This window comes from Leclercia tamurae (genome assembly GCF_025566055.1).
GTDB classification, from domain to species: domain Bacteria; phylum Pseudomonadota; class Gammaproteobacteria; order Enterobacterales; family Enterobacteriaceae; genus Enterobacter; species Enterobacter tamurae.
Genome location: NZ_JAMHKS010000071.1, coordinates 155,237 through 172,648 on the forward strand (window position 1 = coordinate 155,237; position 17,412 = coordinate 172,648).

Consider the following 17,412-nt stretch of genomic DNA (forward strand, 5'->3'; position numbering starts at 1 on the left):
ACGCACTTTCCGGCGCCTGGCTTTATGTATTACCTGGGCCGTAACGGTTATAATTTGCTGTTACGGCAAGTTCTTGCACAATAAACAGGAAAAGTATGCATATCGTTCACACTGAAGCAGACGGTGGTAAGGGCGGTCAGCCATTACGCATCATTAATGAGTCCTTAGGGATGATTCAGCGCGGCCATCAGGTGACCATACTTTGCCCGGAGAGTGCACCGCTACACGGCCTGGCCCGCGATGCCGGGTTAAGGGTCGTAACTATGCCGCTACGACGTAAAAACCTGCATAACCTGCTGCTCCTGCGCCGCTGGCTGAAAGAGAACCGTCAATTCGTTGATGTCATTAACAGCCACAATTCCGCCGATACCTGGCTGGTGGCGCTGGCCAATCTCACCCTGTCGGATCCGGTTCCGTTGGTGCGTACCCGTCATGCCTCCGGCGTGCCGCGCAACAACTGGACCACCCGCTGGCTGTTTCGCACAGCCTGCGCCCATATCGTGACTACCGGGGAAGCGCTGCGCCAGCAGATGGCGGATATCGGCGTGCCGATGGCTCAGAGCACCTCCGTACCGAGCGGCGTGGATACCCAACGTTTTCATCCGGCGGATAAACAGGCCGCCCGTGAACATTGCGGCCTGTCGCAGGCCGATTTCTGGCTGGGCGTGGTGTCGCACCTGCGGCCTAACAAAGGCCATAGCGTGCTGCTGCGTGCTCTGGCCGCCATTGATAATCCGCACATCAGGCTGGCGATCGTCGGCGAAGGGCCGCATAAAGCGACGCTGGAGCAGGAGATTATCGACCTGGGATTGCAGGAGCGGGTGGTGGTGGCGGGACACCGCAGCGATCCAGAGCGCTGGTTCCCGGCCTTTGATGTCGCGCTCAGCCCTTCGCATGATATGGAAGGCGTCCCGCAGGGGGTACTGCAGTCGCTGGCCTCGCGTATCGCCACCATTGCCACCGACGCGGGTGGCACGGCAGATGCGGTGATTAACGGCCAGACCGGGATCCTGATTGCGCAGCGCGACGAAACGGCGCTGCGCGAGGCGATTGTGCAGTTATACGACGATGGCGCGCTGCGCGAAACGCTGGCGCAGCAGGGGTACGATTACCTGTGCAGCCATTTCACCCGCGAGTGCATGCTGGAGGCGATGGAAAAGGTCTTTTCCACCGCGGCTCAGCGCAGCAGGTCGCGGTAGAGCGCCTGCAGCTCTTTCGCCATCCGTTCCAGGGTATAGGGCTCAGCAGTGGCGCGCGCCGCTGCTGAATAATCCACACCCTGTTCACGACCCTGCAGCCAGAGGTTTATCACCTGCTGATATCCGTCACTGTCGAGCGCATCGCGCACCCAGCCGTTCACCCCCTCTTCAATCCACTCCGCCGCGCCGCAGCCATGGCTGGTGAGTAGCGGCAGGCCACAGGCCAGCGCTTCAACGCAGACGTTCGGGAAGGGATCGTAAAGCGTCGGCAGGATCAGCGCGTCAGCGGTGCCGTACACCTGGCGCACATCGGCCACCGGTCCGAGAAAACACACTCGTGACGCCACGCCGAGGGTCTGGGCCAGCTTTTCGAATTTGCGCGCATGCTTGTCGCGCCCGGCGATCAGCAGCCAGACATCAGGGTGAGGAACAATAGCGCGCAGCGCCGTCGCCACCCCTTTACGGCTGAACCCGGAGCCGACATAGGCCAGCACTGGTGCTGCCTGGGGGATCCCCAGCGCATCACGCTGGGAGCGCGAGCGCACCTCAGGAGTGAAGTGGGCAGTATCCACACCGTTGTAGATCACCGTCAGCTTGTCGTCCGGCAGGCCAAACCGGCGGGCGATATCATCCCGCACCATTTTCGAATTGCAGATCACGTTGCGCAGCGCAGGATGGGTAAACATCTGCGCTTCCGCCTGCAAAATATAGCGATGGTAGCGGCTCAGGGACTGCGCCCAGCGCGCTAGCGGGGACTGGATGCGGTTGTACTGCGCAAGCCAGGTGGCATGTACGCCATCCCCGGCACGGAAAATGGTCGCCCCCGGAATGCGCTCGTGGCTCTGCACAATATCAAACTGGGCAAACTGTGCCGCCGCGGCGTCGGCAAAACCCGACTCGCGATCGAGCCGGTTGCGGAAGGCCGGGTTAACCGTCAGGGTTTTCCAGCCGGCGGCATCTTCCCACTGACGGGCGATCAGCGTCACGTCCAGGGCCGTATCCTGCGCCAGCACGTTCAGCGCGCGGGAGACAAAACGCTCCGCGCCGCCGTTGGGGTTATAGGTCTGTCGGACGATAGCCAGCTTCATGCCGGGTTTTCCAGCAGCAGGGTATCGATGGCGCTCAGCACCATTTGCGGGGTGATCGCCGTAATGCAGTCGGAGACGCCGCTGTCGCCGCAACCCGCTTTACCGCAGGGCTGACAGGTAAATCCAGCCACGATCACCCGGTAGTTCACGCCCCACGGCGCCCACTTAATCGCCCCGGTAGGGCCGAAGATGGCGACGGTTGGTGTTCCCACCGCGCTGGCGAGGTGCATCGGCATCGAATCGACGCCAAAGTAGACCCGCGCGTGCTTCATCAGCGCGCCCAGCTCTTTCAGGTTTAACTGGCCGCTTAAATCAAACACCGGCTGGGTGAGCGCGGCACGCAGCGCATCCATGTAGGCGGTCTCTTCTTTTGACGGTGCCGCCGAGAGGATAATCGGCAGGCCGCGGGCCGCCAGGTTATCGATGGTCGCCGCCAGCTTGTTGATATCCCAGGCCTTAAACATCCAGCGCGACGTCGGGTGCACCAGAATGTAGGACTGGCTCGTCAGCCCAAAGCTGGCCAGTTTCTCCGCAATCGACGCTTCCGCCGCGTCGCCCGGCACAAACAGGGTATGTTTGTCGGCATCGGTCTGCGGATGAATACCGATCCGCCGCAGCGCGTCCAGATTCACCTCCACCATATGGCGGCTGTTATCCTGGATCGCCGGGTAGAGGGTGGTAAAGGATTTCACCCAGCGGCGACGTGCCAGCCCGCCGCGTTTATCGGGCTTAAAGCCGACGGACACGCGCGGTTTCAGACGACGCGCCAGCCGCGCGCCGTGCCAGTGTTCGGTCAGGTTGATCAGCACGTCATACTGCCGCGCCTTCAGGGTATTGAGCAGGGCACGGTACAGGCGGAACTGCGCGAACCAGCCTTTTTTGCGCCAGTTGCGGCCAATGGTATGCACCTGGTCGATATACGGATGGCTGGTGAGCATCGCCTGGGTGTCGTCATACACCAGGGCATCCACTTCGACATCGGGGTAGTTCTTTTTCAACACCGTAAAGACCGGCGAGGTCAGCAGGACGTCACCGTGGTGACGCAGCTTAACGATCAGCACGCGCTTCGGTGGGCGCTCCGCTGAGAAAAAATCAGACATAGGCTCTCTCTGCTGCCAGCAACGGCTCTAATTGCGCAAAGACCGCAGCGGCGGAAAGGTCGCTCAGCTGCGATGAATGTTCCGGGCGGCAGATATATTGATTTTTGCCATAGCCGCCAATCAGACCCGGATCCGTCGGGCCGTAAAGCGTAATATTAGGACGATCCAGCGCCGCCGTCAGGTGGCTGAGACCCGTATCCACCGACACCACTGCCGTGGCGCCAGCCAGCTGTTGCGCCACGCCGTCCAGCTTCATCCGCGGCAGGACGTCCACGTAATCAAAGCCTTCTGCCAGACGCTTCGCCCGCGCCTCTTCGTGCGGAGCACCCCATGGGAGCTTAATGCGCAGGCCCGCATTACTCAGCAGGCCGATAAGATCGCGCCAGTGGGCTTCCGGCCAGTGTTTATCATCCCGGGTGGTGGCGTGCAGGAAAATCAGATAAGGCGCGCTTTTGGGTTCTGAATCGTGCAGGAAATGCCGGGAAATGGCGTAATCGCCCTGTATTTGCGGTTTCGCATAGCCCAGGCTTTTGGCGAACAGCTCCCGGGTGCGTTCCACCGCGTGCTGCTGCTTCGCGATTGCATGGCGGCGGGTATAGAACAGGCTCGCCAGCGGCTCGCGGGCGCTGTGCCAGTCCATACCGTGCTTCACGCCGTGCGCCAGTCGGGTGACCAGCGCCGCGCTTTTGACCAGCCCCTGGGCGTCAATGATGGCATCATAATGCTGTGCCTGAACCGCCTCGCGAAAGGTCTGACGTTCGGCTTTTATCGGTGCGGAGAACCAGGCTTTGCGCCAGCGACGGATCGCCACCGGGATCACCCGGTCTACGGCTTGATGCCAGCCCGGGATCTGCGCGAAGCCTTCTTCCACCACCCAGTCAAAACGGATACCCGGTATCGCCTGCATGGCATCGGTGAGCGCGGGCAATGTATGCAGTACGTCGCCCATCGAGGAGGTTTTAACGATCAGTACCCGCATCCGTTACCCTTCTTCACTCAACAGCAGCTCGTTAAGCTCGTCGAGGACTCGCTGCGGGGTAATGTCGATCAGGCTCTGGTGATAGCCTTCGGCGGCGTCACCCTTACGCACTTTGTGGTAGCCAGTGATCAGACGGATCACCCGCGCCTTATGCGACAGCGGTGGAGTAAAGTCCGGGCTGCTCGGGCCATACAGCGCCACCAGCGGGCGGTTCAGCGCCGCGGCAACGTGCATCAGGCCGGAGTCGTTTGTGACCACGGCCTTACAGGCGGCGAGCAGAATAACGGCCTGCTCCAGCTGGGTTTCTCCGGCCAGATTACGGCACCAGGCCTGCTGCTCAATGCTCAGCGTGGCAAGGATTTCATTCCCCGCCTCATGATCTTTCGCCGAGCCGAACAGCACAATCTGATAGCCTTCATCGATCAGCTGCTTCGCCAGCTCAGCGTAGTGATAGTGCGGCCAGCGTTTTGCCGGGCCAAATTCCGCGCCAGGACAGAAGCCAATCAGCGGACGATCGGGTAACAGGCCAAAGGCGTTACAGGTCTGGGATTTTTCACCCTCGTGGACCTGGAGCTGCGGCCACAGCAGCGGCTGGGGCAGATCTTTCGCGCTGCGCATCACGCCTTTGTCGTAGGCCAGCGCTACGTAGCGCTCCACCATCAGGGGCCAGGCCTCTTTATCCAGGATCCGGGCATCATTCAGCAGGCCGTAGCGCATCTCGCCCCGCCAGCCGGTGCGGTGCGGCACGCTGGCAAAGAAAGGCACTAACGCGGATTTAAAGGAGTTGGGCAGGACAAACGCGCGGTCGTAGCGCTTGTCGCGCAGGTTATGGCCGAGCTTGCGGCGTTCGGCAAGCTCCAGCGCCCCGTGGCCGAGCGGCATCGGGATCGCCTCGTTCACTTCCGGCATCCGCGATAACAGCGGACGGCACCACGCGGGTGCCATCACGTCAATTATCGCCTGGGGATAGCGCGCCTTGAGCGTGCGATAGAGACTTTGCGACATCATCATGTCGCCCACCCATGACGGGCCAATCACCAGAATTTTCATACTTATGCGTCGCGGTTCAGCCAGGCCATATACTCCGTCACGCCTTCGGCAACGGTCTTGAACGGCTTGTCATAGCCGGCGGCGCGCAGGTTGGTCAGATCCGCCTGGGTAAATGCCTGGTAGCGGCCTTTCAGCTTGTCCGGGAACGGGATGTACTCAAGGCTGCCTTTCTGATGATACGCCAGCGCCGCATCGGCTACCGCCTGGAAGGACTCTGCGCGGCCGGTACCCAGGTTGAAGATGCCGGAGACGCCGTTTTCCCAGAACCACAGGTTCACTGCTGCCACGTCACCCACGTAGACGAAGTCACGTTTGAAGCCATCGCTGCCTTCAAACAGTTTCGGGGTTTCGCCGTTGTTCAGCTGGGTATTGAGGTGGAATGCCACGCTCGCCATGCTGCCTTTGTGGCCTTCGCGCGGTCCGTAGACGTTGAAGTAGCGGAAGCCAACGATCTGCGAGTTGGCTTCTGGCAGCACCTGGCGCACGTATTCGTCGAACAGGAACTTGGAGTAGCCGTAAACGTTCAGCGGCTGCTCAAATTCACGGGATTCAATAAAGTCTGAAGTGCGCCCGCCGTAGGTGGCAGCAGAAGAGGCGTACAGGAACGGAATCTCACGCTCCAGGCAGTAGTGCAACACCTCTTTGGAGTACTGATAGTTGTTATCCATCATATACTTGCCGTCCCACTCGGTGGTGGAGGAGCATGCACCTTCATGGAAGATGGCCTCGATCTCACCGAACTCTTCACCCGCCATAATCTGGATAAGGAAATCTTCTTTATCCATGTAATCGGCAATGTTCAGATCCACCAGGTTAACAAACTTGGTGCCGTCTTTCAGGTTGTCCACCACCAGGATGTCGGTGATGCCTTTGTCATTGAGGGCCTTAATAATATTGCTGCCAATAAAGCCCGCGCCGCCGGTAACGATGATCATAGCTGTAACCTTTGAAGTGTGGCGTCCGGGGACAATCCCGGACACTAATAGTCATATCATATCATTAGTATGACTCCCCATCAGCCATTCACCGACATCCCGCAGGGGTACACGTGATTTATGCTGCAAAAACGAGAACTGTTAATGCGTCATCTCGTATCGGGGTATAGCTTTGGGTAATATGTGCCGAAATTTGCCGAGTCTGGAGAATTGCAATGCGTGGTGATTTTTACAAACAGTTAAACAGTGACCTGGAAACCGCGCGTGCGGAAGGGTTGTTCAAAGAAGAGCGGATCATTACTTCTGCTCAGCAGGCGGATATCACCGTTGCCGACGGCAGTCATGTGATTAACTTCTGTGCCAACAACTATTTAGGTCTGGCGAATCACCCTGAGCTGATCGCTGCCGCGAAGGCAGGCATGGACACCCACGGTTTTGGTATGGCCTCCGTGCGCTTCATCTGCGGCACCCAGGACAGCCATAAAGCGCTGGAGAGCAAGCTGGCTGCGTTCCTCGGCATGGAAGATGCGATTCTGTATTCCTCCTGCTTCGACGCTAACGGCGGTCTGTTTGAGACCCTGCTCGGTGCGGAAGATGCCATCATTTCCGATGCCCTGAACCATGCGTCGATCATTGACGGCGTGCGTCTGTGTAAAGCGAAGCGTTTCCGCTACGCCAACAACGACATGGTTGAGCTGGAGGCCCGTCTGAAGGAAGCTCGCGAGGCCGGGGCGCGTCACGTGCTGATTGCCACCGACGGCGTGTTCTCGATGGACGGCGTGATCGCCAACCTGAAAGGCGTCTGCGATCTGGCAGACAAATACGATGCGCTGGTGATGGTCGATGACTCGCACGCGGTCGGCTTTGTCGGCGAGAACGGTCGTGGCTCCCACGAATACTGTGAGGTGATGGGCCGGGTGGACATCATCACCGGCACGCTGGGCAAAGCGCTCGGCGGCGCATCCGGCGGCTACACCGCGGCGCGCAAAGAGGTGGTGGAGTGGCTGCGTCAGCGTTCCCGTCCGTATCTGTTCTCCAACTCCCTGGCCCCGGCCATTGTTTCCGCCTCCATCAAAGTGCTGGAGATGGTGGAGTCCGGTGCCGATCTGCGCGACCGTCTGTGGTCAAACGCCCGTCTGTTCCGCGAAAAAATGACCGCGGCGGGCTTTACCCTGGCCGGTGCCGATCACGCCATTATCCCGGTGATGCTGGGCGATGCCGTGGTGGCGCAGAACTTTGCCCGCGAGCTGCAGAAAGAGGGGATTTACGTCACCGGATTCTTCTTCCCGGTGGTGCCAAAAGGTCAGGCGCGTATTCGCACCCAGATGTCGGCGGCGCATTCCCCTGAACAAATTGAGCGTGCGGTTGAAGCCTTCACCCGCATCGGCAAACAGCTGGGCGTAATTGCCTGAGGACGCGTAATGAAAGCATTATCCAAACTGAAAGCGGAAGAAGGCATCTGGATGACCGACGTTCCGGAGCCGGAAGTCGGTCATAACGATCTGCTGATCAAAATTCGTAAAACCGCCATCTGCGGCACGGACGTTCACATCTACAACTGGGACCAGTGGTCGCAGAAGACCATTCCGGTGCCGATGGTTGTCGGCCACGAATATGTGGGCGAAGTGGTTGGCATTGGTCAGGAAGTGAAAGGCTTTAAAATTGGCGATCGCGTCTCCGGCGAAGGCCATATCACCTGTGGCCACTGCCGTAACTGCCGCGGCGGACGCACTCACCTGTGCCGTAACACCGTCGGCGTGGGCGTTAACCGTCCGGGCAGCTTTGCAGAATACCTGGTGATCCCGGCGTTTAACGCCTTCAAAATCCCGGACAACATCTCCGACGATCTGGCGTCGATCTTCGACCCGTTCGGCAACGCAGTGCACACGGCGCTGTCGTTCGACCTGGTAGGCGAAGACGTGCTGGTCTCCGGTGCAGGCCCGATCGGCATCATGGCGGCAGCCGTGGCGAAGCACGTGGGCGCCCGCAACGTGGTGATCACCGACGTGAACGAATACCGTCTGTCACTGGCGCGCAAGATGGGCGTCACCCGTGCGGTGGATGTCTCGAAAGAGAACCTGGCTGACGTGATGGAAGAGCTGGGGATGACCGAAGGCTTTGACGTCGGTCTGGAGATGTCCGGCGCGCCGCCAGCGTTCCGCACCATGCTCGACACCATGAACCACGGTGGCCGTATCGCGATGCTGGGTATTCCGCCGTCAGATATGTCCATCGACTGGAACAAAGTGATCTTCAAGGGTCTGTTCATCAAGGGCATTTATGGCCGTGAGATGTTCGAAACCTGGTACAAGATGGCAGCCCTGATCCAGTCCGGTCTGGATCTGTCGCCACTCATTACTCATCGCTTCTCCATCGATGAGTTCCAGCAAGGCTTTGACGCGATGCGTTCAGGCCAGTCCGGGAAAGTGATCCTGAGCTGGGATTAAAACGAAAAGCGCCTGCGGGCGCTTTTTTTTCGCAGGCCTCACGTTTTTCGGTCCACAACCGGATAGTTATCCGCTTTTCTTCGCTTTTTTCAGCCTTCGCTTATAGAGTCTGTTCAGGTTTACTCAACTTTACAGCGCCTATGTTCAAGCTCACCGTTTGTTTATTGACCTGTAACTCAGCACGATTGCTGCGTGAAGTCCTGCCTCCGTTGATCGTTGTTGCCGATGAGATCATCGTCCTCGACTCGGGTAGTCACGACGCTACGTTAGCGATTTGCCAGGAATACGGCATCACCCCCCATCATCAGCCCTATACCATGCATGGCGTACAGATGAACCACGCCATCGAACTGGCGAGCAATGACTGGGTGCTCTGCATGGACAGCGATGAGATCCTTGATGCTGAAACCGTTGATTTTATTCTGCGCCTGAAGGCGCGTGACGAACCTCATCCGCAGCAGGCATGGCGCATTGCCCGCTACTGGCATGTGTTAGGGGAAGAAGTGCGGACGATCTATCCCGTCTCCTCGCCCGATTTTCCGGTACGGCTCTTTAACCGTACCCAGGCGCGGTTTAATCAGCGTCCGGTGGATGACAAAGTGGAAGGGGCGATCCAGTCGGTTAAAATTCCGGGCCGGGTGCGTCATGACACCTTCTATTCGCTGCATGAGGTCTTCAACAAGCTGAACAGCTACACCAGCCGTCTGGTGAAGTACCAGACCGTACGCCCTTCGATTGCGCGCGGGGTGATTAGCGCCATCGGCGCGTTCTTCAAGTGGTATCTGTTCAGCGGCGCGTGGCGCCAGGGGAGAGTGGGGGTGGTGACAGGCCTCTACGCCACTTTTTACAGCTTCCTGAAATACTTCAAAGCCTGGTATCAGCGCCAGGAACAAAAAGAGTCTGCGGGCAAAGAGCGCGCAGACTCTCACGTCATTGAGTAAGGGGTATCAGCTTTTTTTACCCCAGCCCTGCCACTGCAGCTGGACATACTTCATCAGAGAACTCTGGCTGATGCTCTCCCCAATCACCGAGAAGTAACGGGTCACGTAGACCGGCTCCGGCGGCTGCTTCGGCGCACAAAGCGTTACGCCGCGGAACGGGTTACGCGGTTTGGTGCCAGGGGCGGTGCCTGCTGGTGGCGGGCTCACCGGGTGAGAAGTATCCACCTGCGGCTCATTGAGCAGGCTGCTCGCCGGCACCAGGGTGATATCCCCAGGCAGGGTCGGCAGCATCTGCTGCAATACGCGAATGGTAGACGGATGAGGATGACCAATAGCGATCGCTGAGCCTGAGCGGCGGGCCACCTGCACGGCGCGGTTAAACTGGACGCGGATATCGGCCTCGTTTTGCGTGTCATCGAGGAACACTTTGCGCTTAATTACCTTCACGCTGGTGCCCTGCGCGGCGCGCATCGCCTGGCTGTTGCCGATGGTCATGCTGTCGAGGAAGTAGAGATTGTAGCGCGCCAGGGACTGCATCACCTTCTGCATGCCAAACAGGCTGGAGGTCATGGCGCTGCCCATATGGTTATTCAGACCCACGGCGTAAGGCACTTTGCCATACGCCTCGCGGATGATGCGCTCGATCTCGTCGCTGCTCATCTCCGGGCGGAGGGTATCTTTTTCCAGCGGTTGTTTGCTGAGCGGGGCCATCGGCAGATGGATCAACACTTCATGCCCGCTGTTATGGGCTTTGGTGGCCATTTCGTGCGCGTGTGGCGCGTTCGGCAGCACGGCGACGGAGATGGCGGATGGCATCGCCAGGACCTGATTTTCTGTGTGTGGACGATAACCGAAGTCATCAATGACGATAGCGAGTTTACCTGCGTAAACCGGCATCGCCAGCGCCAGTGCGCTGACGAGGGGGAGAACCATACGACGAAATTGAAGCAAAACTTATCTTCCCAACCACGGCTGTGGATTGACCGCCTGACCCTGGCGACGAATTTCGAAATAGAGTGACGGGCGGCCCTGACCGCCACTGCTGCCCACGAGGGCGATAGCCTGACCGGCGCGTACCTGAGTGCCGACGCTGACGAGGGCGCTCTGGTTGTAGCCGTAAAGACTCATGTCGCCTTTACCGTGCTCAACCACCACCACCAGGCCGTAACCCTGCAGCCAGTCAGCAAGGATCACCCGGCCATCGGCAATAGCTTTGACTTCGCTACCTTCCGATGCACCGATAACAATCCCCTTCCAACGTAGCTCACCCTGCAGCTGTTCGCCATAGCGATGCAGAATTGAGCCCCGTACCGGCCAGTACGCCTGGCCGCGCGGCGAGCCCAGTCCGCCAGTGCGCGACATCAGCGAGCGTTCGTTTTCTGTTGGCTTGTAGGTGGTGCCTTTGCGGGAGGCTTCCTGCTGGCGATTGCGTACCGCCTGTGCTTCACGGGCTTCACGTTCGGCTCGGGCCTTCGCCGCTGCTTCTGCGCGGGCAAGGCTGTTACGTAAGCGGGATTCGTTGGCGCGCATTTCGCTCAGCTGGCTCTGGCCTTGCTGAATGGAGGATTCGAGGCCTGCAAGGGTTTTCTTACGCTCGTTGCGCGCCTGCTCCAGTTTGGCCTGCTGCGCCTGCTGATCGTAAAGCAGGGTCTGCTGTTGGCTCTGCTTCTCTTCCAGCTCCGCTTTTTGCGTGGTGACCTCTTCCCGCGTTTGCTTCAACTGGGCGATGGTCTCCTGGCGGGACTGGTTAAGGTAGCCGAAATAGGCCTGCAGACGCTGACCGCGCTGGCTCTCTTCACCGCTGAGGATCAGCTGGACGCCGGTATGTTCACCCTGGCGAAACGCAGCATCTAACTGCGCAGCAAGGTTGCGCTCCTGAGCCGCACGCTGAAGCTCAAGTTTAGCGATAGACGCATTCATCTCGTCTATCTGCTTATTCAACTGGGTGAGGGTGTTCTGGGTTTCGCGCAGCTGGCGTGCCGCCGCGGAGATCGCCTCTTCCTGCTTTTTGAGTTGCGCGAGCAGAGAGGAGCGTTGCTGCTGTTGCTGGCGTACCGCCCGCTCTTTAGCGGCGATATCCGCCTGAATGGTTTTGAGCTGATCGCGCTCGTCCGCCTGGGCGGATGCCGCGCACAACAATACGCCAGCGCTGAGCACGCTGGCGTAAAGTAAAGGCCTGACTGATAACCGTAACGGCTTCACGACCCATGTGATTGAAACAATCGCCTTTCCCCTCATGGGGAAGGATTATTCCACGATGAACAGCGGCTTGCCAGTCATCTCTTGCGGGATTTCCATACCCATCAGGCTCAGCATGGTCGGGGCAACGTCTGAAAGCTTACCGCCATCCACTGCTTTAACTGATTTATCACCGACATAAATCATTGGTACCGGCAGGTTGGTGTGCGCGGTGTGCGCCTGACCGGTGGCCGGATCGCGCATCTGCTCGGCGTTGCCGTGGTCTGCGGTGATCAGCATCTGGCCGCCAACGGCTTCCACAGCTTTGGTGACCTGCGCAATGCATTCATCCAGCGCTTCAATGGCTTTGATCGCCGCTTCCATCACCCCGGTATGGCCAACCATGTCGCCGTTCGGGTAGTTACAGATGATGGTGTCGTATTTGCCGCTTTCGATAGCTGCGATCAGCTTTTCGGTCAGCTCGGCAGAGCTCATCTCCGGCTGCAGATCGTAGGTCGCCACTTTCGGGGAGTTGATCAGAATGCGATCTTCGCCTTTGAACGACTCTTCCACGCCGCCGTTAAAGAAGAAGGTGACGTGTGCGTATTTCTCGGTTTCGGAGATGCGCAGCTGGGTCTTGTCGTGCTTCGCCATCCACTCGCCGAAGGTATTGGCCAGCGATGACGGCGGATAGGCGCACGGCGCTTTAATGTCGGCGGCATATTCGGTCAGCATCACGAAATCGCCCAGCTTGACCACTTTTTTACGGGCGAAGCCGTCGAAGTCAGCATTGACGAAGGCGCGGGTGATTTCGCGGGCGCGGTCAGCGCGGAAGTTCATGAAGATCAGCGCGTCGCCGTCTTCCATCGCGGCATCGGCCTGGCCTTCGGCACGGATCACGGTCGCTTTCACGAATTCGTCGTTTTCATCGCGGGCGTAAGCGGCTTCCAGCGCGGCAACGGCGGTATTTGCCTGGAACTCGCCTTTAGCCTCAACCAGCAGATTGTAGGCCTGCTCGACGCGATCCCAACGGTTGTCGCGGTCCATGGCGTAGTAGCGGCCAATGATGGACGCCACGCGGCCTTTACCGAGGGCGGCAAACTTGTCTTCAAAGGCTTTCAGGGAGGATTCAGCGCTGCGCGGTGGGGTATCGCGACCATCAAGGAAGGCGTGCAGATAGATTTTGTCTGCGCCCTTTTCCGCGGCCAGCTCGACCATTGCCATGATGTGATCTTCGTGGCTGTGGACGCCACCGGCGGAGAGCAGACCCATAATGTGTACCGCTTTGCCTGCGGCGGCGGCTTTCTCAACTGCGCCAGTCAGCACCGGGTTTGCAAAGAAGGTGCGTTCTTTAATTTCAACATCCAGACGGGTCAGATCCTGATAAACAATGCGCCCGGCACCCAGGTTGACATGTCCAACTTCGGAGTTGCCCATCTGGCGATCGGGCAGACCCACTTCCAGACCGGACGCATCAATCAGCGTGTGAGGACGTTGGGCCCACAGTGCATCCATGACCGGGGTTTTAGCGTTGAAAATGGCGTTATCCTGCTGATCTTCGCGATAACCGTAGCCATCCAGAATCATCAGTACCATAGGTTTTTTAGAAACCGACATTGCGACAACCTCTTTGCTCAAAAGACAAAAAATTTGCGTAATTTTACTACAGCTGAATCGATCAAATAGCCGCAGAAGATCAAAGAAACCACGGGGGTAAGGGTAAGGATAGGGGAATTTTGGTCTTTTTTTTCGTGGCAGTACGCAGAAAATGGATTAGCTTATTGTCGCTGGCTGTATTTGCCACAACGCACAGGTATACTCCTGTCCTGGTTTTTTATTCACTCAGTCGGGAGTCGTTACCCCCCATGCAAGAAATTATGCAATTTGTCAGCCGTCACCCCATACTTTGTATCGCGTGGATTGGCCTACTGGCAGCCGTACTTTTCACCACGTTCAAAGGCCTCACCTCTAAAGTGAAGGTGATCACCCGCGGCGAAGCCACGCGTCTTATCAATAAAGAAGAGGCAGTGGTTGTCGATCTGCGTCAGCGTGACGATTTCCGCAAAGGCCATATTGCAGGTGCGATTAACCTGCTGCCAGCCGAAATCAAAGCCAATAATCTTGGCGAACTGGAAAAGCATAAAGACAAACCTATTATTGTCGTCGACGGCACCGGGATGCAGGCTCAGGAGCCAGCAAATACCCTTGTCAAAGCAGGCTTTGCAAACGTCACTGTCCTGAAAGACGGCATCTCTGGCTGGAGCGGTGAGAACCTGCCTCTGGTTCGCGGTAAGTAAACAGGAGACTGAACATGGCCAATATCGAGATCTATACCAAAGTGACCTGTCCGTTCTGCCATCGTGCGAAAGCGCTGCTGGACAGCAAAGGCGTAGCCTTCCAGGAACTGCCTATCGATGGCGACGCTGCGAAGCGCGAAGAGATGATTAAACGTAGTGGCCGTACGACGGTTCCGCAGATTTTTATCGATGCGCAGCACATTGGCGGCTGTGATGACTTGTATGCGCTTGACGCGCGCGGTGGACTCGATCCGCTGCTGCGCTAAGGCGTTTTAGGACAATTAAAAAGGGTATTTCCATGTCAGAACAAAACAACACCGAGATGACTTTCCAGATCCAGCGCATTTACACCAAAGACGTCTCCTACGAAGCACCAAATGCGCCGCATGTTTTCCAGAAAGACTGGCAGCCAGAGGTTAAACTTGATCTGGATACCGCATCCACCCAACTGGCGGATGATGTGTATGAAGTCGTACTGCGTGTTACCGTAACCGCCTCTCTGGGCGAAGAGACTGCATTCCTGTGCGAAGTACAGCAGGGCGGCATCTTCTCCATTGGCGGCATCGAAGGTAATCAGATGGCGCATTGCCTGGGTGCATACTGCCCGAACATCCTGTTCCCGTATGCCCGCGAATGCATCACCAGCCTGGTTTCCCGTGGTACGTTCCCGCAACTGAACCTTGCGCCGGTGAACTTCGATGCGCTGTTCATGAACTATCTGCAGCAGCAAGCTGGCGAAGGTACTGAACAACATCAGGATGCCTGATGAGTACTGTCAATGCGTCAATGACTGTGATCGGTGCCGGCTCTTACGGCACCGCTCTTGCTATCACGCTGGCAAGAAATGGTCACGAAGTGGTTCTCTGGGGCCACGATCCTAAACATATCGCGACGTTAGAAGCCGATCGCTGCAACGTTGCGTTCCTCCCTGATGTGCCTTTCCCTGACTCACTGCATCTTGAAAGCGACCTGGCAACCGCGCTGGCCGCCAGCCGTAATATTCTGATCGTTGTGCCGAGCCACGTGTTTGGCCAGGTGCTGCGACAGATTAAACCGCTGATGCGTGACGATGCGCGCGTGGTCTGGGCCACCAAAGGGCTGGAAGCCGAGACCGGCCGCCTGCTGCAGGATGTCGCCCGCGAAGCGCTGGGTGATGCCATTCCGCTGGCGGTGATCTCCGGCCCGACCTTTGCGAAAGAGCTGGCAGCGGGGCTGCCGACGGCTATCTCGCTGGCCTCGACCGACGAGACCTTTGCGGACGATCTGCAGCAGCTGCTGCACTGCGGTAAAAGCTTCCGCGTCTACAGCAATCCCGATTTTATCGGCGTTCAGCTCGGCGGTGCGGTGAAGAACGTTATCGCGATCGGTGCGGGCATGTCCGACGGTATCGGCTTTGGCGCGAACGCGCGTACGGCGCTGATTACCCGTGGCCTGACCGAAATGTCCCGTCTGGGCGCGGCGCTGGGTGCCGATCCGGCCACCTTTATGGGGATGGCAGGGTTAGGCGATCTGGTGCTGACCTGTACCGACAACCAGTCGCGTAACCGTCGTTTTGGCATGATGCTCGGACAGGGCATGGATGTTATCGGCGCGCAGGAGAAGATCGGCCAGGTGGTGGAAGGCTACCGCAATACCAAAGAAGTCCGCGAGTTGGCACACCGCTTTGGTGTCGAAATGCCAATAACCGAGGAAATTTATCAGGTATTGTATTGCGGAAAAAATGCGCGCGAGGCAGCATTGACCTTATTAGGTCGTGCACGCAAGGACGAGCGTAGCAGCAATTAACTGCAGGAAAGCGTTATCACCTGAATGACCCGGCCGGCAAAGAACTGGCCGGTCATTATCATTACGTCTGGAGTAAGCAATGCCGTGTGAAGAACTGGATATCGTCTGGAACAATATTAAAGCCGAAGCCCGGGCTCTGGCCGACTGTGAGCCGATGCTCGCCAGTTTCTACCACGCGACGCTACTCAAGCACGAAAACCTCGGCAGCGCCCTGAGCTATATGCTCGCCAACAAACTGGCTTCCCCGATCATGCCGGCCATCGCCATTCGTGAAGTGGTGGAAGAGGCCTATGCCGCCGACCCGGAGATGATCGCCTCCGCCGCGTATGATATCCAGGCGGTACGCAATCGTGACCCGGCGGTGGACAAATACTCCACGCCGCTGCTCTATCTGAAAGGTTTCCACGCTTTGCAGTCCTACCGTATCGGCCACTGGCTGTGGAACGAAGGCCGCCGCGCGCTGGCGATTTTCCTGCAAAACCAGGTCTCGGTGAGCTTCCAGGTGGATATCCACCCGGCGGCGAAGATTGGCCGCGGGATCATGCTCGACCACGCCACCGGGATTGTGGTGGGTGAAACGGCGGTGATTGAAAACGACGTCTCGATCCTGCAGTCCGTGACCCTCGGCGGGACCGGCAAAACCAGCGGCGATCGCCACCCGAAAATCCGTGAAGGGGTGATGATTGGCGCGGGCGCGAAGATTCTGGGCAATATCGAAGTCGGGCGCGGGGCGAAAATTGGCGCCGGTTCGGTGGTGTTGCAACCTGTACCGCCGCATACCACCGCCGCAGGCGTTCCGGCGCGTATTGTCGGCAGGCCGGACAGCGATAAACCGGCGATGGATATGGATCAGTTCTTCAACGGCCACCATACCTTTGAATATGGCGACGGCATTTAAGTAAACGCCCGGTGGCGCTACGCTTACCGGGCCTGCCTCTACCGTAATATCGCGCCGGCATATCCCAGCTGGCGCCAGGCTTCATACACCACCACCGACACCGCATTTGACAGGTTCATGCTGCGGCTGTCCGGCATCATCGGAATACGAATTTTTTGTTCAGCAGGCAGGGCATCGAGAATGGTAGCCGGCAGACCGCGCGTTTCCGGGCCAAACAGCAGATAGTCGCCTTCCTGATAGCTTACCGCGCTGTGCGCAGGCGTCCCTTTGGTCGTCAGGGCAAAAATCCGTTCCGGCTTTTCCGTATCCATAAATGCGCCCAGGTCCTGATGGCGAACCACGGCGGTAAATTCATGATAATCCAGCCCGGCGCGGCGCAGGCGCTTGTCATCCCAGGTAAAGCCCATCGGCTCAATGATATGCAGACGGAACCCGGTATTGGCGCACAGGCGGATGATATTGCCGGTATTGGGTGGAATTTCTGGTTCGAATAAGACGATGTTAAGCATGCTGCC

Annotated in this window: 18 protein-coding genes; 9 read left to right on the forward strand and 9 right to left on the reverse strand. The window is 58.3% G+C overall.

Annotated features, from left to right (window positions below):
• Window positions 1–95 precede the first annotated feature (95 nt).
• Window positions 96–1,199, forward strand: a complete 1,104-nt coding sequence (locus M8318_RS09725) for a glycosyltransferase family 4 protein (protein WP_262662273.1) — start codon at window positions 96–98, stop codon at window positions 1,197–1,199.
• Here the strand turns inward: M8318_RS09725 and M8318_RS09730 are convergent.
• Genes M8318_RS09730 through rfaD form a run of 5 tightly spaced genes read right to left on the reverse strand, consistent with a single transcriptional unit; the run spans window position 1,178 to window position 6,351 of the window.
• The gene (locus tag M8318_RS09730; protein ID WP_262662274.1) at window positions 1,178–2,287 is read right to left on the reverse strand and encodes a glycosyltransferase family 4 protein; all 1,110 of its coding nucleotides are present in this window, start codon (window positions 2,285–2,287) and stop codon (window positions 1,178–1,180) included. The genes M8318_RS09725 and M8318_RS09730 overlap by 22 nt on opposite strands.
• Complete coding sequence (gene rfaQ / locus M8318_RS09735; RefSeq protein WP_262662275.1) at window positions 2,284–3,387, reverse strand: putative lipopolysaccharide heptosyltransferase III; 1,104 nt, start codon at window positions 3,385–3,387, stop codon at window positions 2,284–2,286. The genes M8318_RS09730 and rfaQ overlap by 4 nt, the downstream gene beginning before the upstream one ends.
• Complete coding sequence (gene rfaC, locus M8318_RS09740; RefSeq protein ID WP_262662277.1) at window positions 3,380–4,366, reverse strand: lipopolysaccharide heptosyltransferase RfaC; 987 nt, start codon at window positions 4,364–4,366, stop codon at window positions 3,380–3,382. Before rfaC ends, rfaQ begins: the two co-directional genes overlap by 8 nt.
• Window positions 4,367–4,369: 3 nt before the next feature.
• Window positions 4,370–5,416, reverse strand: coding sequence for an ADP-heptose--LPS heptosyltransferase RfaF (rfaF, locus tag M8318_RS09745; protein ID WP_262662278.1), 1,047 nt, complete (start codon window positions 5,414–5,416; stop codon window positions 4,370–4,372).
• A gap of 2 nt (window positions 5,417–5,418) precedes the next feature.
• Entirely contained in the window at window positions 5,419–6,351 is a 933-nt protein-coding gene (gene rfaD, locus M8318_RS09750) for an ADP-glyceromanno-heptose 6-epimerase (RefSeq protein WP_106995452.1), read from the reverse strand.
• Window positions 6,352–6,566: 215 nt separating this feature from the next.
• On the opposite strand from rfaD, the gene kbl reads away from it, so the two are divergent.
• The 3 genes from kbl (at window position 6,567) to M8318_RS09765 (ending at window position 9,739) form a co-directional block, all read left to right on the forward strand.
• Window positions 6,567–7,763, forward strand: coding sequence for a glycine C-acetyltransferase (gene kbl, locus M8318_RS09755; protein ID WP_106995453.1), 1,197 nt, complete (start codon window positions 6,567–6,569; stop codon window positions 7,761–7,763).
• A 9-nt stretch (window positions 7,764–7,772) separates the two neighbouring features.
• The gene (gene tdh, locus M8318_RS09760; protein ID WP_106995454.1) at window positions 7,773–8,798 is read left to right on the forward strand and encodes an L-threonine 3-dehydrogenase; all 1,026 of its coding nucleotides are present in this window, start codon (window positions 7,773–7,775) and stop codon (window positions 8,796–8,798) included.
• Window positions 8,799–8,938: 140 nt separating this feature from the next.
• Window positions 8,939–9,739: a glycosyltransferase family 2 protein gene (locus M8318_RS09765; RefSeq protein WP_262662282.1), complete on the forward strand. Its 801-nt coding sequence runs from the start codon at window positions 8,939–8,941 to the stop codon at window positions 9,737–9,739.
• 6 nt (window positions 9,740–9,745) lie between these two features.
• Here the strand turns inward: M8318_RS09765 and M8318_RS09770 are convergent, their stop codons facing one another.
• From M8318_RS09770 to gpmM, 3 genes are read right to left on the reverse strand one after another with little or no spacing between them, the layout of a single operon-like run.
• Window positions 9,746–10,690, reverse strand: coding sequence for a divergent polysaccharide deacetylase family protein (locus M8318_RS09770; RefSeq protein WP_262662283.1), 945 nt, complete (start codon window positions 10,688–10,690; stop codon window positions 9,746–9,748).
• Between the two features lie 3 nt (window positions 10,691–10,693).
• A complete protein-coding gene (gene envC / locus M8318_RS09775; RefSeq protein ID WP_262662379.1) occupies window positions 10,694–11,953 on the reverse strand; it encodes a murein hydrolase activator EnvC in 1,260 nt (419 codons plus the stop codon).
• 33 nt (window positions 11,954–11,986) lie between these two features.
• Window positions 11,987–13,534, reverse strand: coding sequence for a 2,3-bisphosphoglycerate-independent phosphoglycerate mutase (gene gpmM, locus M8318_RS09780; RefSeq protein WP_262662285.1), 1,548 nt, complete (start codon window positions 13,532–13,534; stop codon window positions 11,987–11,989).
• Window positions 13,535–13,782: 248 nt separating this feature from the next.
• On the opposite strand from gpmM, the gene M8318_RS09785 reads away from it, so the two are divergent.
• The 5 genes from M8318_RS09785 to cysE all read left to right on the forward strand — a co-directional run bounded on the left by M8318_RS09785 (window position 13,783) and on the right by cysE (window position 16,897).
• Complete coding sequence (locus tag M8318_RS09785) at window positions 13,783–14,214, forward strand: rhodanese-like domain-containing protein (RefSeq protein WP_106995459.1); 432 nt, start codon at window positions 13,783–13,785, stop codon at window positions 14,212–14,214.
• A gap of 14 nt (window positions 14,215–14,228) precedes the next feature.
• Complete coding sequence (gene grxC, locus M8318_RS09790) at window positions 14,229–14,480, forward strand: glutaredoxin 3 (protein ID WP_262662288.1); 252 nt, start codon at window positions 14,229–14,231, stop codon at window positions 14,478–14,480.
• Window positions 14,481–14,512: 32 nt separating this feature from the next.
• Window positions 14,513–14,980 (forward strand): protein-export chaperone SecB, encoded by a 468-nt coding sequence (gene secB, locus M8318_RS09795; protein WP_106995460.1) that lies wholly within the window; start codon window positions 14,513–14,515, stop codon window positions 14,978–14,980.
• Complete coding sequence (gene gpsA / locus M8318_RS09800; protein WP_262662289.1) at window positions 14,980–15,999, forward strand: NAD(P)H-dependent glycerol-3-phosphate dehydrogenase; 1,020 nt, start codon at window positions 14,980–14,982, stop codon at window positions 15,997–15,999. Before secB ends, gpsA begins: the two co-directional genes overlap by 1 nt.
• 79 nt (window positions 16,000–16,078) lie before the next feature.
• Window positions 16,079–16,897 carry a serine O-acetyltransferase gene (gene cysE / locus M8318_RS09805; RefSeq protein WP_106995462.1) on the forward strand — a complete coding sequence of 273 codons (819 nt, stop codon included), beginning with the start codon at window positions 16,079–16,081 and terminating at the stop codon, window positions 16,895–16,897.
• Window positions 16,898–16,935: 38 nt separating this feature from the next.
• Here cysE and trmL read toward each other — a convergent pair whose 3' ends face one another.
• Window positions 16,936–17,406, reverse strand: a complete 471-nt coding sequence (trmL, locus tag M8318_RS09810) for a tRNA (uridine(34)/cytosine(34)/5-carboxymethylaminomethyluridine(34)-2'-O)-methyltransferase TrmL (RefSeq protein ID WP_106995463.1) — start codon at window positions 17,404–17,406, stop codon at window positions 16,936–16,938.
• Between the last annotated feature and the right edge of the window lie 6 nt (window positions 17,407–17,412).

Coding starts and splice junctions, on each gene's coding strand:
- M8318_RS09725 (WP_262662273.1), top strand. CDS start 96: ATGCATATCGTTCACACTGAAGCAGACGGTGGTAAGGGCGGTCAGCCA.
- M8318_RS09730 (WP_262662274.1), bottom strand. CDS start 2,287: ATGAAGCTGGCTATCGTCCGACAGACCTATAACCCCAACGGCGGCGCG.
- rfaQ (WP_262662275.1), bottom strand. CDS start 3,387: ATGTCTGATTTTTTCTCAGCGGAGCGCCCACCGAAGCGCGTGCTGATC.
- rfaC (WP_262662277.1), bottom strand. CDS start 4,366: ATGCGGGTACTGATCGTTAAAACCTCCTCGATGGGCGACGTACTGCAT.
- rfaF (WP_262662278.1), bottom strand. CDS start 5,416: ATGAAAATTCTGGTGATTGGCCCGTCATGGGTGGGCGACATGATGATG.
- rfaD (WP_106995452.1), bottom strand. CDS start 6,351: ATGATCATCGTTACCGGCGGCGCGGGCTTTATTGGCAGCAATATTATT.
- kbl (WP_106995453.1), top strand. CDS start 6,567: ATGCGTGGTGATTTTTACAAACAGTTAAACAGTGACCTGGAAACCGCG.
- tdh (WP_106995454.1), top strand. CDS start 7,773: ATGAAAGCATTATCCAAACTGAAAGCGGAAGAAGGCATCTGGATGACC.
- M8318_RS09765 (WP_262662282.1), top strand. CDS start 8,939: ATGTTCAAGCTCACCGTTTGTTTATTGACCTGTAACTCAGCACGATTG.
- gpmM (WP_262662285.1), bottom strand. CDS start 13,534: ATGTCGGTTTCTAAAAAACCTATGGTACTGATGATTCTGGATGGCTAC.
- M8318_RS09785 (WP_106995459.1), top strand. CDS start 13,783: ATGCAAGAAATTATGCAATTTGTCAGCCGTCACCCCATACTTTGTATC.
- grxC (WP_262662288.1), top strand. CDS start 14,229: ATGGCCAATATCGAGATCTATACCAAAGTGACCTGTCCGTTCTGCCAT.
- secB (WP_106995460.1), top strand. CDS start 14,513: ATGTCAGAACAAAACAACACCGAGATGACTTTCCAGATCCAGCGCATT.
- gpsA (WP_262662289.1), top strand. CDS start 14,980: ATGAGTACTGTCAATGCGTCAATGACTGTGATCGGTGCCGGCTCTTAC.
- cysE (WP_106995462.1), top strand. CDS start 16,079: ATGCCGTGTGAAGAACTGGATATCGTCTGGAACAATATTAAAGCCGAA.
- trmL (WP_106995463.1), bottom strand. CDS start 17,406: ATGCTTAACATCGTCTTATTCGAACCAGAAATTCCACCCAATACCGGC.